Genomic DNA, 16,203 nt, shown 5'->3' on the forward strand with positions numbered 1-16,203 from the left:
GGTACGCAGTTCTTTTTCAGTTCCGCCAGGGCTTGCCCGTATAAAGTATTGACGTTGTCTGTATCGTATGTCCAGTCTACCGTGCTATACCGGTCAGTGCTGGCAGTATTGCTGGGGAATCGGTCGCGGGCCTGTACCGCCCGGATGCATCCATCACCTTTCGGGGACTGATACTCTATATTGCCTTTTGCGTCACGCTCTGTTTTGTCCAGATTGGTCACCATCAGGCCATCTTTGCCGGTCGGTCTGATTGCCGTGTACAGCTCTGTGATATCGCTGGTCTTGGTGATCCCAGATACCTCTTTTCCGTACCGCAGTATCATGTCTGTACGATCCCGGCCCATCCCCTGATCAGTGTCAGAATTCTTTTTGTAGACGTTCAAAACGATCCTTTTGAGGGAGTAATCGTTATTAAGCTGCGTAATAAATTCAGCTTCCGCGTCAAACACCGTTGCCAGGGAGTATATGCGGCCCAGCACAGTTTCCGATCCAGTCCACTCATGTGTTATGGTCTTGTCTGCCACCTCATTAATATTGAGGGTCAGGACTTTCTCAAAATCGAATACATTCAGATACTCCGAAAATTTCATGGCTTTTGCCGCTTTGTAAGCGTCCACGCGCTCATTAAGCAGTTCCAGATTAAGGCTGTACGCTTCAACTTCTACCTCGTATTCATCTCGTACAACACGCACAATATTAAAATAATAATCCTTCTTTCTCCATTTAAACGACAGCTTATTGCCTTCCACCAGGCTTACTGACTCCGGATGCTGTGCATCCGTCTTGAATGTGTATGTACTGGCAGCCCCTTTAAGATACTCGTGCAGCTCATCGTTGTAATAATGCATTGCATCCGGGGCCTCATTATCTAAAAAAGCGCGTATATCATCATACGCGCTCAATACTGCTATCCTAATGTTGTCCATTATAGATATGCCTCCCTTATCTTGGCTGTTATGGTAGGTACTGGATCAGCAAAATCCGAACACAAAAACTGCACCTTAGTTTCCCCTGGAGGTGCTTTTGGGTAATTGCTGCCCACTATTTCGTCCTCCTGGCTGATAACCCCGTTGGTGTATACTTTACTGGCTGCTCCATTAATATATACTTTGTCTCCGGACTGGTACCGATTCGGGATATCGTACCAGTATTTTACATTATCCTTCCGGAAGAATAGATAGTCCCAATACATCCGGGTAACCAGGGCGTTTTTGCTCATTGTCCCGTGCTGTCCTGAGAATATGGTTATGTATTTCGCTTGCTTTGTTTTTGATGCAGGACTCCCTTTTATCGGATAAACCCCGCCTCCAAAATAAAATAGAAATTTCTGTCCAGACTTGCGGATGTATATTTCCCCTTTATCCGAAGTGGTGCATCCCTTATAATTCGGATCAAAAGGCAGCCGTTGTTTTTCCACGCCTTCCACGTCAAACATTGCATAGGACGTATTCTTCCCCAGCTCATACTTTGCCACCCGGATACTTGCCAATGGGTTCCCCTCTGTGTCCCCGATCGCCAGCATTAACATTCCCGTTTGCGCAAGTGTCCCCGTCTCAAACCAGATTTTTGCCTGGACATAAAAGTTTTGCGCCCCGACAACGCCCCCGGAGTCTGCCGGTATGGTTACCATCTTACTCGCGCCATGCCATGTACCGGCTCCGCTCCCGATATTATCCAGGGCCAGCCACTTATGCCCCTCGTAAGGGCCGACAACCTTAAATGTGCCGTTTTTGAGGTAATTAAATCCAAGTATCCCCTGACCGTCTGTCATGGCACTGTATGCCTCTGGGGTACGGTAATTAATAAGCTGCTCTGTCCTCTGGCGGGTTACCCCGTCCTGCTCCCCTGCATCCCCCAGCTGGATTACCCCGTCTTTGGTTACGATTCCGATGTATCCGTTTTCGCTGCTGTGAGTTATGGTGTAATCTATGGGGACGGCTTCTGTGCCATTGTTGACTATCGTTGCCTCCATTATCCCGCTGCTGTTTTTGGCAGCATTGAAGGTCTTCTCTACCACTGAGTACTTGTACGGATCCGCGCAATAAATGTCAAAGCTACTTATTACGTTCAGCCTACCGCCTGGAACCTCATCGATAGTACTTTTGGTTCCAATGAAGTATTTGTCAGGCTCATCATTAAAGACAAATTTCATCTGCTCTTGATTAAGCACAAGATTCAGCGCATTAAATCTTTCCCTAAATACTTCTGGGGTATTAGCCATAAGCCTATACGTCACGGTAATTACCCGTGATACATTTCTTTTTCCCTTATATTCTGTACCGTCTGTATACCCAATCTGTTGCTCTTTTATTTCAGACTCAAGCAGTTCCCGACCGGTAACATACATAGTCCGATATCCTTGTATTACATTCTCTATATACTTTCCGTTTACACTTACAGCCTCAGCAGGGAGGGTGCCTGCACTGCTGCTATGTTCCACCGTGTCTACAAAATTATACATTTGCCCTCCTTACCTGTTGCCGTAATTTATGCGGTTTCTTATTTTTTCATCTTTTTTATTCTTTTCCTGGACATATTTTGCACTGCCGTATCCAACCTTTTTGCCATCCATAACGCTAGTTACTTCTGCGTTTACATATACCGTCTGGTTGTACGAATAATCATCGTTCAGGCTTCGCTTTGCAGATATCTTGGAATAATACCTTTCTATATCACGTCTAGTATCTATACTGGGAATAGACACCATATTTTCGCTTGCTTTTTCAACCTGTCTATTCATGGATTCAATTCCAATCGCGAACCCTTCGCCAACAAACGCACCAAGTTCTTTAAACACCCTGGATGGACTCCCGATCTTAGATTTTGCAATTACAGCTGCTTCAGCGGCTGCAGCAAGTTGTGTTGCAACAGCCCGGACTTCTCCCAATGTTGACCTCATGCCGTTAGCAAGACCGATTCCAATATAATAACCGCAACTATACATTCGATCTGGTACGCCATCCATTGCACTCACAATAGACATTGCTCCACTTTGTGCTATAGATTCGGCGTTCTTGAATCCCGCAGAGAGTTCTCTGTTAAAGCTATTCATTGCGCTCTGGGCTGCGATTGTAAGTCCCGGCACAATCGTTTGTGCCGTAGCTATTATAGATTTTACTGCCACATTCATAGCGTTCTGAGCCATTCTGCATCCATTTAACAGCCCACTGCTAAATCCTGCACCGCCCTGTGTCCCCGCCTGCACTAAGGCCGGGACAGTATCTCTTGCAGCCGAAGTCACCTGTATAAACGCCGCCGTTACCGGAGACATGTCTGGTGGGACAATTACGAATCCTTCAAATGCTGCCTTGATGTTATTCACAGCTGTCTGGAGGCTTGTTGCTACAGTTGATACCATAATTGCACTATTATAAAATGCCATCATACCGGTTGTGGCTACCATAAGGCTGGTAACTATCAAAAGCATTGCGTTCGCCACTTCTGGTAATCCTGATCCTGCTGTAGATATCTCACCGATCCCGAGCGCTACAGCGCCGAGTGATTTTGCAATGTCAATTAAAGATAATTCTGCAATCATGTCGATCCCAACCGCAACCGCTTTAAATCCTTCTCCTGCGTTACGGGCCGATGTTCCCACGCTTTCTATAACTCCCGCAATAGAGTCCAACACTCTTGAAAAACCGCCACTGATTGCATCTATTACACTGGTTATTCCATCCGCAATTGTTTCAAATCCTTCACTTATGGAATCTACCACCTGTGAAATTACGTCTCCAGCTGTAGTCATTACATTACATAGTGTATCTCCCACAACGGACACTATCTGGCTTATAGCGTCAGATATCGCATCAGCCACCTGGGAAAAAGTGTCCCCTAATTGCTTTACAAATGGTGTAAGAGCATTAATAAATACAGCTGCCAGCGCCATACCAGCTCCCACCATCAAAATGGTAGCTCCAAATGCTAACATCCCCGGTATGGCTGCATTAAGTGCGTTGCCAAAAAACCCAAATACTGCTACGAGGCCCGCTACAACAATGCCAAATGTCGCCATTGCAACAGCGCCTTCTGTTCCTGCTGCTGCAATTGGTGCCATCGCCAACGCCATAACAGATACTGCTGCTGCAAACACAATAATTCCAGTCGAACTCTTTTGTAGTTGTTTTGCCGTATTAGCGAAGACGACCGCTAATCCCCCAACTACAACTCCGAAAGTGACAAGCGGTGCGATCGCTGTTGTTCCAAGTGATGCCAGCGGTGTCATCGCCAACGCCATAACAGATAACGCACCCGCAAATATGGCAATTCCATTTGAGCTTTTTTGAAGTTGCTTTCCTGTTTTGGAAAACACGACCGCCAATCCCCCAACCGCTGCACCAAACGCAAGTAGCGGAGCAACCGCTGTTGTTCCGAGTGATGCCAGAGGCTTGATTGCCAGAGCCAATCCGGCTAAAGACGCGATAATGAGTGCAATGCCAGCGCTTTTAGCAAGTGACCCAAGCCCTTTCTTTAGAGTCATAGTTCCTTTTTTTCCGTTTTTTCCTGCTTTTCCGAGGTCATTTGATTTGCCTGACAGTCTTTCGAGAGCGTCAGAAACAGTAAAACCAAAAGATGCGATGCCCTTAAGCACCTTAAAACCTTTGTATGCTAAAAATAATTTGGGGAGAGCTTTTATTACTGTGGCGATGGTATCTGCATGCTCTTCTAAAAACCCGGCAAACGATACAAGTTTTTCTTTTGCCCATTCAACTATATTAGTAAACTTATCTATCGCGTCCTCTGCATCATACACACCGATGATCTTTTTAAAAGCATCTCCTATTGCCCCGAACGCATCACCAAACGCTTTTCCTATATCTGATGCATTTGTTTTTAATACTTCCCAATATGGAGATATTTTGTCAATTGCTTTAGGTATGGATTCAGCCAGCCAGTCAAAACCTGCCCCAACTTTGTCATTAAGCCCATTGATTGCATCAACAACAGAAGACTTAGCAAATGTGTCATACAGCTTCATCATTCCGCTTTGAGCTGTGGCCTCCAGATTCCCCATAGCCCCTTCGAATGTAGTTACTGATTGCGCTGCATCTTTTGCTAGATCTGTCATTCCAATATTGTTCATCGCCTGGCCTAACAGATCGGCAGTTATAGCGCCGTCTTCCATCGCGCCTTTAAAGTCCTCTCCGAGAACCGGATTCAGTTTTGTTAATTCTTTTTTCAGTCCGCCTGCCAACTGAGGGCTTGCATTCAGTATCTGGTTCCAATCTTGTGCATGAAGCGCTCCTGCCGCCATTGCCTGTGAATATGCAAGTCCGACAGCGCTGAATTCCTGCGCTCCTCCGCCAAACACAGCAACCGCATTACCGACAGACTCCGTCATCTTGTCTGCATCCTTAATACCGTTTGCCGACAACGCACCAAACGTACTCATAACGTCCTGAAGTGAAAACACCGTCTTATCTGCATATGTTTTCAATGACCCTGTTGCTCCAGCAATCCTCTGTATCTCTGCTTCACTCGAACCGCTAAACCGCATAGCTTGCTGTAGTTTCTGCATAGAATCTGATGTGTTTATCGTTTCTTTTGCAAGTCCGGATACACTGCCGGATATTGCTGAAAAGGCTGCTTGACCGGCACCCATAAGCACGCCAAACCCCAGCCCGCTTGTAAGTGTGCTTTTCAGATTATTTGTATATCCGAGGGCACTTTTCATGGTCGATGAAAAATTCTTATCTACCGCTGACAGTATCGCCTTAACCGAAAAATCTCCCATATTATGTACCCTCCTTTCTGAGCAGTTTTCCAATACCGGAAAATCTTGCTCGGTTTTCTTTCTTCGTAGTCCCTGCTTTTTTCAATTCTTTTTCATAGTCAAAGAACTTATCAAAACTGCTATACACAGGTTTTTCCTTCCGTTTTCCGACAGGCCTCTTGGCTTGAACTGCAAAATTCAAAAATGCCTGCCAGTGTACTAGTCGTTCTTGATCCACTAGCTTCAACCTATATGCCTCTACCAAAAGTTCATATTCTGGAATCGTAAGCCTATCTACTTCCGATAGGCTTTTGAATCCAAAATATCGAAAACAGTTCACCGCGACTTCATGGTACAACTCTTCAATACTTACGCCATCGCTTCCATTTGTGCTTTCAGTTTGGCTTCTCTCAATTTGTTTGCCTTCTCTACATTCTCTATCGCAGATATCGTTCCTTTTTTGGTAGCATTTGAATTCTTCAAAAAACCCAGCACATCCTCAAACACCTTATCTATATCTGTTGTTTCATCTTCAATAAATTTATCTATGAAATCCTTTGTCACTCTCTGTTCGCAGTTTGTATTTGCTGTGTATAGCACATTTACAAGTGTGTTTACATCCCCTTCAAGCAGGCCACCAACTGCATATCTCAAACCGACATCTTCCTTAAGTCCAGGAGCGCCGTCAACTGGAATACTCACTTCTCTGTTGATCCTTCTTAAAAACCCCATTCCAAAATTCAACTGCACGATGCTACCATTCATTTCTAATTCGCTCATTTATCTTACCTCCTGTTATGTTTATTCCTATTCCCCTGCTTCCTTTGTTGTGTCTTTGAACACATATGACGCGAGTTCCTGCTGCTCATCTGTCACCGTTGCAAACCCATCAGCGCCAGTTCCCTCGATTCCGAAGTCCAAAGAAGCCTCTGCGTGATCCTCTGAATTTGAAGAAAGTTCAAAACTGGTAACATATCCCTGATAGTACTTTGCTGCATACTTACTTTCATTAGATTCAGTACCTTTTTTGTCCAGATTCACTTCCCATATCTCTACTTTTTCACCGCTGTCAATAGCACTTTCCAACTTTCCAATCATCTCATCGTTTTCGCTCGCAAAGAGTGCAGTCGTGCTAATTTCCACTTCCACATCTCCCGGTACGCGGATCGTTCCATCTTTAGTTGATACCGTATCAGAATCCCTTGATTTAGTCCGGCTGTTTTCGGTGGAGAATGCGATCGCTGTTGCTGTTTTTGTTGCTGCATCTGTTAAAATGCGGTATAAGTAGATAATTCTTTTTCCTTTGATTACACTCATGTGTTACCTCCTGTTATAAAATGTCAAATGTTAAATTCACCATTCCTCGCCATATCGGCGGGGTTACTGTCCTATCCTGAATAATCCGTATGCCAGACTCTTGTACCCGAAGAGACGGCCTGAATCCGTAGGCCTCGGACATCGTCATTGCCTCATATAAGACACTTCCGCATAAGTCTGATACATTCTTGCGGTTATCTTCTGTATCCCATATATTTATGTCTACAGAAACACTGGGAAGTGCACCACTCTTTGTTCCTGCATATCTTGTTCCAAAATCCTCGAAGTCGGCAAACGGATATCCTACATCCGTCATAGGGCGGCTTTCATGGACATTCCCTTCCACCATTTCAGACAGCTTTTTCCACAAGATATCATGTATCGCCTGTTCTGCTGTTTTCACAATATCCGACATTACTCCTCCACCAACTTCCTTATTTCCTTTTGAAAAACGGAACTTTGTTTTTCTAATGCTGGCTTGAGATACGGCTGTGCATCCATATATCGGGTACCTACCTCAACATACCCAGCATATTCTGCTGTTGAATATACCTCTGCCGTCATACCGCCATCCACAATATCTAATTCAATATGTTTTTTCAGATTTCCAGTTGCCGGCTTAAATACCATACCTTTTCCTGCTTCCCATTCATAATGCCCCTTGAAATCGGCTTCTCTCTGAGCTTTACGCTGTAACGCCTGACCGTCATGTCTTATTAGTTTTTTCACTTCATCTTTTGACATGTTTTTCTTCAACTGCTTCTGTAACGTTTCAACACCTACAATCTTAATTCCCGCCATTTTGCACCACCACCAAGCCCTGTTTATCACTAGGACACCGTTCAGTGTCCACAGTACATCGTTTTCCATTAAGCTCAACATAATCATAGGCTGCCTTATAAGCGCGCTGTAAACGCACTGTGAAACGGTTTGAGCGTACATCACCAAATACTGCCTGTTGCCGTTCTGCACTCATGTGCGTTACGTTAGCGTACTTCTTTACCCGGACAGTCTCGCTTTTTATCCACTCGCCGGAGTCCGGGTCGTAATGCTTTTCATTCTCTTTTACAAAAACAACCGGTGTCCCGTATCTCATAGAAACCGCATCCTTCCTTTTGTGTTGTCCTTCTGCATATCGTTCCATGCCTTAATCGCTGGAAGATAAGGAGATATGTCATCCCCATATGTAATGCTCTCCCCCTCCTGGCTGTAACTGGACATCCCTTCATTTCCAATTCGGTTAAACCTGGACACTGCCATTTCGCAGACAATATACTCAAGCACCGTAGGAACGGACTCTGTGCCAGAAGGCAGGTATGACAGCACCTGCTTCTCAGCATTTTCAATAATCAGATTCAGCTTATTGTTCAGACCCGTCTCCTCTTCCGAGATATCCAGAAGAATCTTTACGTCATCCAGTACTGCCATACATCACAACCTCCTCGCTTAAGCCTTTACGTCTGCTACCACATCGCCGGAGCAAACTGCCTTGTAGTTCTGGTCGCACTCTACGACGGTGACATGATGACCAGCGGTCGCGGCAATCTCAGAGATTCCATCCCACTTTGTCCATGTCTTCACATCCATACCGTAGGTAACATTCGTAGCTGCAGATGCTGCCGTCTTGTACTTGTATGTGTTGTTCATAGACGCGAGCTGTGGGGATACATAAATAGCCGTCTTTCCGGATTCACTTCCCTTCGCAGATGTTAACGTCAAGGTTCCGAGTGTCTGTGTGTCAGAAGAACCGACTGCAATGTATGCGATAGCGTCCAGATACTCACAGAAAAGACGCAAGCCCATAATTGCAAACATATCAGAGATAGCTCTCTCATACGTTCCCTGCGCGTGGAATCCAATAAATCCAGTAGCCGAATCTGTTGTATAAGACAGACCCGCTTTTACAAATTCGGAATCGCCCGGATCCACATAGTAAGCAATAATATTGTTAAGCGGTGTAGCAATAACCGTATTTTCCGGAATCTGGGATGATACGAACACAATATCAGCTCCAAGGAAATTCTTGATATAACTCATACCAAAAGCAGTCTGAAGGGTAATATCTGCCGCGCCGATATACTTGTACACATCCAGCGTATTAACCCATACAGCAGTTCCAGTAGCAGTTCTTTTCATGGTTTCGAATTTGTTTTTCACTTTTCCGATCGCCATCGCTACTGCCATCTGCCATGTGGATTCGTGGCCAACCAGTGATCCCTTCTTAAGCTGTGCATAGAATCGGTCAGTCACCTTGTTCTGCAGGTCAGACTTAAATTCATCGTCCGTCATCTGTACTGCAGCCTCGTAGCCTCTTTCTGCGATTGCCTCCAATGATACGCCTTTTCTATATTTTTCAATCTTAATTGTGTCAAAGATTTTTTCTTCCACAGTGTACTGTGATAAGGGGATCTCGTCACCTTCTGCGACTTCTCCCGACCGCAACGTTCCACTTACCTTCTTTATTTTTAACACAGAGTTATTCTCTTTTTTTATCATACGTACAATGCCCAAGATATCCAGCAATGCCTGCATGTTCTTCCCAAAACTCGTTACAAAGTCAATCTCCCTCGCCCTTACCTGAATCTGTGCCTGCCCCGTCATGTTGTCCGGTGCAGCAAATACCTGCAACCCTAATTTTTCAATGTTATGCATAGTTTCTTACTCCTTTACTGAAATAATGTGATATTATCGGCGATCATCCGCTGACGTTCAGACGGATTTTTAATTGCCATAATCTGTTCTTTTGTTACTGTAGTTCCGCTCGTTCCTGTTTTTGGAGCTGGCCCTTTCAATGAATTTTTAACCGATTCATTCACAGCGTCTTTGAAGAGCTTTGCAAAAGACTCGACAGCTGTTTTGGTCTGCTCTGCATCCGTGGACACCAGCCGTTCAAGGAGTTCATCTGGAAGATTAATCTCCTCTTCTGCCAGCATCTTCCTGGCCGTTTTTGACATTTCCGACAGGGTATTCTTCTCTTTCAACGCATTCAGTTCTTTTTCGATTTGCTGTGCCTTATACTCCGCTTTCTGTGTTGCATCCATTTGAGCAAGCTTCTGCGCCTCCGTCAGCTCCTTCTCTTTCTTTTTCTGCCACTCTGCGAACTTCTGGCTCAGGATTTTATCCACATCATCATCCGTATACTTTGGTTGATGTGATGGGTCATCCGGTTTTTGATCTGCTGGCTTCGAGTTTTCCGGGTCACCCGGTTTCGGATCCTGCGAAGCTGGACCTGCCGGTGCTGGCTCATCCGCAAACAACTGCAACTGCATAAACTCTCTTAACTTCATTTCTTCTACCTCCGATTTTTGAAACTTACGCTTTGTTTTCCGTAGCTTATAGCATCCACGCCTGGCTGCAATCCGTAAAGTTTTAAGACCTTCACGCCTGGTCACATTACCCGGACATAATCCGGAAATTCATCAGCAATCATCAGAATGCCAACGAAAAAGGAATCCACCAAAGTCTTTGCTTTCTCTGATAGATTCCTGTATTCTATATCAACCCCGCCGGGCGATATTTTATATTTGATTTTGTCTGATGTCAGATCCTCAATGGATTTGATTAATGTCTGTGTCAGAGCAGATACCCCGGCACACACAATATCTTGACCTGCCGGTGCATAACCTGCGTGACCGCTAACGGTTATTCCGTCCTTACGGACGCTTATCGCAATCAAATTATATCAACCTCCTTAAAATATGCATAAAAATACCACCGGCCAAAAATACTGACTAGTGGTTACTATTCATTTACTCTATATTTTTCTGGAACTACAATCTCGATAGCTCCATCAATTAATTCAAAGTTTTTTTCATCCGGCAGGCAAAACAACTTCAGTTCCTCGCTTTTTTTATTGATTATGATACCTGGTTTTCCATATACAACAAGACCGTCTTTATTTTTTCCGTCAAACAGCCAACATTCTCCTAAATCCCGTATCGAGCAAAATCCAGAATCCCCATAATTTTTTCTAAAATACTCCATTGCTTTTTCACAAGCTGATTCAAACTTCATTCTACTCACCTACCTCGCATGCTGTTATTCCTCTATCTGATGGTTCAAGATTATCAATTCTCCAGAATCGCGTTTCTCCATTTTGAACACGGTCAAATATCTTTGGCGATAGTTTTTCACCCGACTGAACATCGAAAAAATACACCTTTTCATTCTTCTTTTCCGCAACAAAAACATGACCACTCGCATTGTTTTTCCACTTCACAGCAATTTCAACCCTCGAACCATCCGGCAACTGTTTCATTGCGTTTAGAATATCCTCAAGTCCGCTTCCTTCCGGTTTCTCTACTTCCGGATGAACCCATGCTTCTTCTGGATTCCGTTCCAAATAATGATTTCCTGTAGATGCTTTTGCAACTACATCATAACCACGCTGTCTCATCTCGTATGCAGAAACGCAATTAGTACAATTTGTTTTATACTTCTCATCTCCGCTATAGTATCCCGGATTCGTATTTTTCAACACATTATCAACAAAGGCTATCGTCTTCCACTTCTTCGGAATACCTTCGTAAGACGTTGCGTTCTTTGATTTTATTGTACCATTTTCAGAAGATTTTTCAACAGTTTTTCTATTCTTCTTCAACCGTTCCCACTCTTCCGTGGTTCCGCCTTTATTCAGAAAGTCAAGCCATGCTTCATATTCTTCATCGTCTTCCCATGCAGCCACGGAGCATCTGCAATTTGGGTGCATCGGCGGAGCATTTCCCCCCGGTTGTGCTTTATCAATGTCGAAGTGTTTTCCATCAATTTCTTTGCAGATATCACACGCAGAACCTAATGCGATAAACTCATACTGGTCAAAACCGTTTTCTTTTAATGAACGTAACTGTGCATCCGTCTGCACTCTGGCAAGTTCTGTCCTCATCAAACGCTCTGCATCAGCCTTACTTACACCGAACCTCTTCTCCAGATGCCTTGCAAGTACTCTCGGATTTCTCCCTTGTATCATTCCAATCTGCAATAGATTTGACAATTCCGCTTTCAGCATATCCTGGTACATCCAAATACGGTCAGAAAACTTTGCATTGTGAAATGATGCATTCACAATCGAATGCGCAGCCTTTGCATTATTATGGATTGTCTTTCCAAGGATTCCCGCTTGCCGTTCTAATTCATCCAGAGTCCGTTTTGTCAGAATCTTATCGAAATACTTCTGCAATCCGTCAAATCCATCTACCAGTTCCAAGCCGATATTTGCTTTCAGCATCTCCAACCGGTTAATCTTCATCGTCGCATTGTACAGTCGCATCTCCGCATTTGCTTCTGCTGAAAAGTTCTTCTCCTTAACATATTTGGCAGCCTTACGTTCGTAGGCTTTGATATCAGCTTCAGACACACGTTTCTTCGCTTCTGCCAGAGTAATTCCTTCTTTCTTAGCATACTTTGCATAGAATCCATTTATTTCCTTCTGTATCTGGTCCATCATGTAATCGTAATAGCTATTTATGGTTTTCAGGTATTCCGCTTCTGTCTTTAGGTTATGCTTGAGGTTCTCCTCTTCTCGCTTTCTCCAGTATTCTTTACTGTCCATTTGCGTTCACTCCAAACATACTTCTCATAACCGCATCTGTTTCTCTTTCTGACGATTCTGCCTCCAACTTATTAATCTCATCTTTCGCATTATTCACAATGCTAAGAATACCGAGCTGAGTTTCTTTTGATACAATCCCTTCCAGATTCCCAGCTATCTGACTTTCCTCCAGTACATTTGCAGGGAAATTCGGCGTAAAATGCGGATGCACCTTTACGAAATCATCTGCCTTAATTCCTTTTGTATGTGATACTGGGTTGCTGAATATCAGCCGGTATCTCCTATTCATTCCACTGGCAAATTTACGTTCTTTGGTCTTTTCCAGATTGCTCATAGCATGTAACTTATACTTTAAAGCAATTCCGGAAGACGTTCCGAAGTTTTCATCCGAGATATTCGCCACCATACTGATCTGGAATATGAGTCTTTCCAGACGGTTGATCAAATTCTCTTGCGTGGTATCTCCGTTTGGCTTCTGCAAGAAATCGACTTCGGGAATCGCTCCATCAATCGCGCCCTCAAAGTTCATGATACGGTCATCCCTGATGTGTTTAACCTCATCATCTTCTAGCTTCGGCCCGAGAATCTTAAGATAAGCGTCTGCAAAGTAGTCTACATCATTTGCCTTCTCGGAAATTGCCTTATTGTAAGCATCGATCATTGTCAGAACCGGCTCAAAGATTCCCATCTTCTCTTCATTCTCCACATATTCTGTTGCCGGGACTCCATCGAAACCATGAATCTTATCATCTTTTTCCCAGATAATCTCTCCTTTCTGGACAAACCACCTGACTTTCGTATCATCCGATACGCTTCCGTGTAGTACATCATCAGCGTCTCTGTATAATCTGACAAAATACCGTTCCCGGCAGAGCACGGAATCATCGTAGATCATAAAGGCATCCATCGGAGTTAGATATGTAATACCAATGTTTCCTATCTCATCCACGTAGTACATCTCATATCCTTTTCCGTAAATGCTGCATATCTTGGATAACTCAGCATTATTATCGTCCTGGTCATTGTACTGATCCAGGAACTCCACATACTTCTCAATTTCTTCATTTCCTTTATCCACGATAAGTTTAACTGGATGACCAATAAAGAAGCCGTTCATGGTATCCACAATATATTTAGCAAAGTTCACCGCAATCCTATTGTCAGGCTTCCAATTGGGTTTAGGCGGCTCGTAGAATATCGGATAGTCCGTCATGTATGCGTCCAGAAGCCGCTTATAACGAAGCGTTGACTCCTCAGCGTGCTGTTGTAGGAACTGTCCCAGCTTTTCATCGGTCAGCTCTTTTTCTGCTGCTAATCTGTACATTTTATATTCCTCCCTTCACTGGATTGTATCTTGCTCTTGTTTCCATCTTCCGGATTAGGCTTGCCGCGCTATCCGGTGAATCATCATGCTCGGCAAATTCGTTGTAATCCAAAATTTCATTTATATACTCCGGATCAGTGTCCTCCAACCAAGTGATGTTTCCCCAATTACTCCGGAGATAAGTTGATATCTTCAAAAATTTATTCATGGACTCACTGTATGGATTGACATGATACCCAAGCCCCCGGAGCTCCTTGGCCAGATATCCCTTATCAGCATTCTTCTCACATGAGATGGATCCGGCACGTAGCAGCTTATGGTATACACCAATTTCATTCAGGCAGTCATCCACGTGTTTGTCCCATCGTTTCCCGAATCCAATGATCTTGCCATCCTTCAAACGGTTCATGATCGTAAATGCAGTACCGTCCGCGCCGTCATAGGCTGCGTCAATATGAGAAAGACCACCGTAGATCAGTTCCTTCTCATCTGTGAACTTCGGATTCTTGAACATTGCATCCTTATCTGCAATATGCTTCAATTCATAGTTGGCAGCAAATAGACTGTCACTCATGCTCTGTCGGAGCTGCTCTAGTTTCTCCCTGGTAATTAAACCCGTAGAATAACAATCATACCGCTTCACATTCGGCATGATGGAAATTGCATCTTCCTTGTGCCAGGGTGTCCCGGTGTTAATGAACCGTCCCCCGCGATTACAGATGTTCTGCAGCTCCATGTACTGCATCTTCGTGCGTTCTCTCTCCGCACGGCTAATTCGGTCTTTCAAGTTGACAATATCGTCTGTGACCACTATGTCTGCATGTTTACCGGTAATTGATGTTCCTATGCCAAGTCCCAGCACCTGTGAAACACCCCTCGCTGAAGTACACAAATTTGTACAAAACTCGCTATCTGTGAACTTGGTGAACTCTAAGTTTGTTCCATACAGAATTTTAACAATCTGCTGCATGCATCCTGATTGTAGAATTTTCTCTGACTGTTTAATTACCTCAATTACATCTGTGTCAGTCTTCCTAAAAAAAATTATATTCTGGTTTGGATGTGTGATCGGATGTATCGCTAGGAACAATGATAAATCTGTTGTCTTATATGAACCTCTATGAGCAAGTAGCGTCTGATTTTCTTTAGAATACAAAAAAGACTTTAACCAAGTGTTATGCAACTCGGTCAAGTCTTTAAATCCTACGAAATGTCCTATTTTATAGGGCTGCTCTTTTAGCAGTTTCTTGAGATCCTCTCTATCCATCGAAATATTCTTCCAATTCCTTAATTGTATCGTCTACAGGCTTAGAAAGTTCTACTCTATTGATATATTCATTTTCCATCTTGTTATCTGTATCAATAGCTCTTGTGCGGTCTGATGGAGCATTATCATTATCCCTCGCTATATCTGCAAGTATCTTCCGCTTTTCCCAGCGGGTCAGTAGCGCATCTTTTTTCTGCTCCTCTTGAATTTCATTATACCTTACCAAAACCTTACCAGAAAACAAGTCGGATGCTCGACTATCCACTACTGAATCTTTCCATTTCTTAGATCCCGGGAATGCATCTCTATAAGCCTGACGCTGGCTCATTCCTGCTATTAAATTCTGTACATACTTTTCATGTCTTGCATTCTTTAATGCAGCCATTCAGGCTCACCTCTCTTTCTTTTCTGAGATACAGGCCGCCGGGTAGTGACGGCCTGCACTGTTGCGGTTCTTTACGACACATTGATGCCCAATGTAATACCAAATCGAACAATGACTTTATGAAATTATTGTTTTTTAGTTGCCCGGCGAACAACCGCAACAAAAACACCGGTAATGGGAAACCCAGGTTTCGATCCTGGCTCTTCTGCTTTTCAGGCAGACGCTTTCACCAGATTAGCTTGCTTCCCGATTTTATTGCATAGAAAAAGAGACATCGAAGTGTCTCTTATCTTATTTCTATATCAGCTTTATACTTTTTGCTTTATGCATTGCAATAGCATTTTTAGACTTCTTATCCACAAATGCACTGGTGCCCATTTCTGCCATTACTTGCCTTTGCTTATTCTGTTTAACTTTTTCATAACAATTCTTATTAATTGTTTTCATAATATATCTCCTTCACACTATAGGCTTGCGTGATGTTTACCGATACGGGAATTCCCGTTTCGTTTGCGCATTTTTAAGCAATCTTCCATTCCTTCATGCACCTATATTTAATTGGAGCTGCAATATAATCCCGGCGTCCCGCTGCACATCGGATCTCCGATGCCGTCCCCCTCTATAAGAGGCAGATTATATTGTCTCATAC

General features: G+C 43.7%; 19 protein-coding genes and 1 tRNA gene. All 20 read right to left on the bottom strand.

What is annotated here, in order from left to right; genetic code table 11:
• Positions 1–926, bottom strand: a 926-nt coding sequence (locus tag ARB69_RS24010) for a phage tail protein (protein ID WP_174518424.1), incomplete at its 3' end; no start/stop codon positions are given.
• On the bottom strand, positions 926–2,461 hold the full coding sequence (locus ARB69_RS24015) for a distal tail protein Dit (protein WP_055155233.1): 1,536 nt from the start codon (positions 2,459–2,461) through the stop codon (positions 926–928). The genes ARB69_RS24010 and ARB69_RS24015, both read right to left, overlap by 1 nt.
• 9 nt (positions 2,462–2,470) lie before the next feature.
• Positions 2,471–5,734: a tape measure protein gene (locus tag ARB69_RS24020; protein WP_055155234.1), complete on the bottom strand. Its 3,264-nt coding sequence runs from the start codon at positions 5,732–5,734 to the stop codon at positions 2,471–2,473.
• 1 nt (position 5,735) lies between these two features.
• The gene (locus ARB69_RS24025; RefSeq protein ID WP_081732992.1) at positions 5,736–6,053 is read right to left on the bottom strand and encodes a hypothetical protein; all 318 of its coding nucleotides are present in this window, start codon (positions 6,051–6,053) and stop codon (positions 5,736–5,738) included.
• Positions 6,054–6,082: 29 nt separating this feature from the next.
• A complete protein-coding gene (locus ARB69_RS24030) occupies positions 6,083–6,493 on the bottom strand; it encodes a tail assembly chaperone (protein WP_025654087.1) in 411 nt (136 codons plus the stop codon).
• 27 nt (positions 6,494–6,520) lie between these two features.
• Positions 6,521–7,030: a phage major tail protein, TP901-1 family gene (locus ARB69_RS24035; RefSeq protein WP_055155235.1), complete on the bottom strand. Its 510-nt coding sequence runs from the start codon at positions 7,028–7,030 to the stop codon at positions 6,521–6,523.
• Positions 7,031–7,043: 13 nt separating this feature from the next.
• Positions 7,044–7,445 (bottom strand): DUF3168 domain-containing protein, encoded by a 402-nt coding sequence (locus ARB69_RS24040; RefSeq protein WP_055155236.1) that lies wholly within the window; start codon positions 7,443–7,445, stop codon positions 7,044–7,046.
• Entirely contained in the window at positions 7,445–7,831 is a 387-nt protein-coding gene (locus ARB69_RS24045; RefSeq protein ID WP_055155237.1) for an HK97-gp10 family putative phage morphogenesis protein, read from the bottom strand. Before ARB69_RS24045 ends, ARB69_RS24040 begins: the two co-directional genes overlap by 1 nt.
• On the bottom strand, positions 7,818–8,126 hold the full coding sequence (locus ARB69_RS24050; RefSeq protein WP_055155238.1) for a hypothetical protein: 309 nt from the start codon (positions 8,124–8,126) through the stop codon (positions 7,818–7,820). Before ARB69_RS24050 ends, ARB69_RS24045 begins: the two co-directional genes overlap by 14 nt.
• Positions 8,123–8,458, bottom strand: coding sequence for a phage head-tail connector protein (locus ARB69_RS24055; RefSeq protein WP_055155239.1), 336 nt, complete (start codon positions 8,456–8,458; stop codon positions 8,123–8,125). The genes ARB69_RS24050 and ARB69_RS24055 overlap by 4 nt, the downstream gene beginning before the upstream one ends.
• 18 nt (positions 8,459–8,476) lie before the next feature.
• On the bottom strand, positions 8,477–9,682 hold the full coding sequence (locus ARB69_RS24060; RefSeq protein WP_242857659.1) for a hypothetical protein: 1,206 nt from the start codon (positions 9,680–9,682) through the stop codon (positions 8,477–8,479).
• 14 nt (positions 9,683–9,696) lie between these two features.
• Positions 9,697–10,317 (bottom strand): DUF4355 domain-containing protein, encoded by a 621-nt coding sequence (locus ARB69_RS24065; RefSeq protein WP_055155240.1) that lies wholly within the window; start codon positions 10,315–10,317, stop codon positions 9,697–9,699.
• A gap of 101 nt (positions 10,318–10,418) precedes the next feature.
• Positions 10,419–10,706, bottom strand: a complete 288-nt coding sequence (locus ARB69_RS24070; protein ID WP_055155241.1) for a ribosomal-processing cysteine protease Prp — start codon at positions 10,704–10,706, stop codon at positions 10,419–10,421.
• A gap of 65 nt (positions 10,707–10,771) precedes the next feature.
• Positions 10,772–11,044 (bottom strand): hypothetical protein, encoded by a 273-nt coding sequence (locus ARB69_RS24075; protein WP_055155242.1) that lies wholly within the window; start codon positions 11,042–11,044, stop codon positions 10,772–10,774.
• Between the two features lies 1 nt (position 11,045).
• Positions 11,046–12,578: a minor capsid protein gene (locus tag ARB69_RS25685; RefSeq protein ID WP_070102553.1), complete on the bottom strand. Its 1,533-nt coding sequence runs from the start codon at positions 12,576–12,578 to the stop codon at positions 11,046–11,048.
• Complete coding sequence (locus tag ARB69_RS24085; protein ID WP_055155243.1) at positions 12,568–13,902, bottom strand: phage portal protein; 1,335 nt, start codon at positions 13,900–13,902, stop codon at positions 12,568–12,570. The genes ARB69_RS25685 and ARB69_RS24085 overlap by 11 nt, the downstream gene beginning before the upstream one ends.
• 1 nt (position 13,903) lies before the next feature.
• Positions 13,904–14,872: a hypothetical protein gene (locus ARB69_RS24090; protein ID WP_242857660.1), complete on the bottom strand. Its 969-nt coding sequence runs from the start codon at positions 14,870–14,872 to the stop codon at positions 13,904–13,906.
• Positions 14,873–15,161: 289 nt separating this feature from the next.
• Positions 15,162–15,554 (bottom strand): hypothetical protein, encoded by a 393-nt coding sequence (locus tag ARB69_RS24095; RefSeq protein WP_055155245.1) that lies wholly within the window; start codon positions 15,552–15,554, stop codon positions 15,162–15,164.
• A 175-nt stretch (positions 15,555–15,729) separates the two neighbouring features.
• A tRNA-Phe gene (locus tag ARB69_RS24100) sits at positions 15,730–15,802 on the bottom strand.
• Between the two features lie 49 nt (positions 15,803–15,851).
• The gene (locus ARB69_RS26945) at positions 15,852–16,001 is read right to left on the bottom strand and encodes a hypothetical protein (RefSeq protein WP_157355726.1); all 150 of its coding nucleotides are present in this window, start codon (positions 15,999–16,001) and stop codon (positions 15,852–15,854) included.
• Positions 16,002–16,203 lie beyond the last annotated feature (202 nt).

Source organism: Faecalicatena contorta, assembly GCF_001404335.1.
Taxonomy (GTDB): domain Bacteria; phylum Bacillota; class Clostridia; order Lachnospirales; family Lachnospiraceae; genus Faecalicatena; species Faecalicatena contortus_B.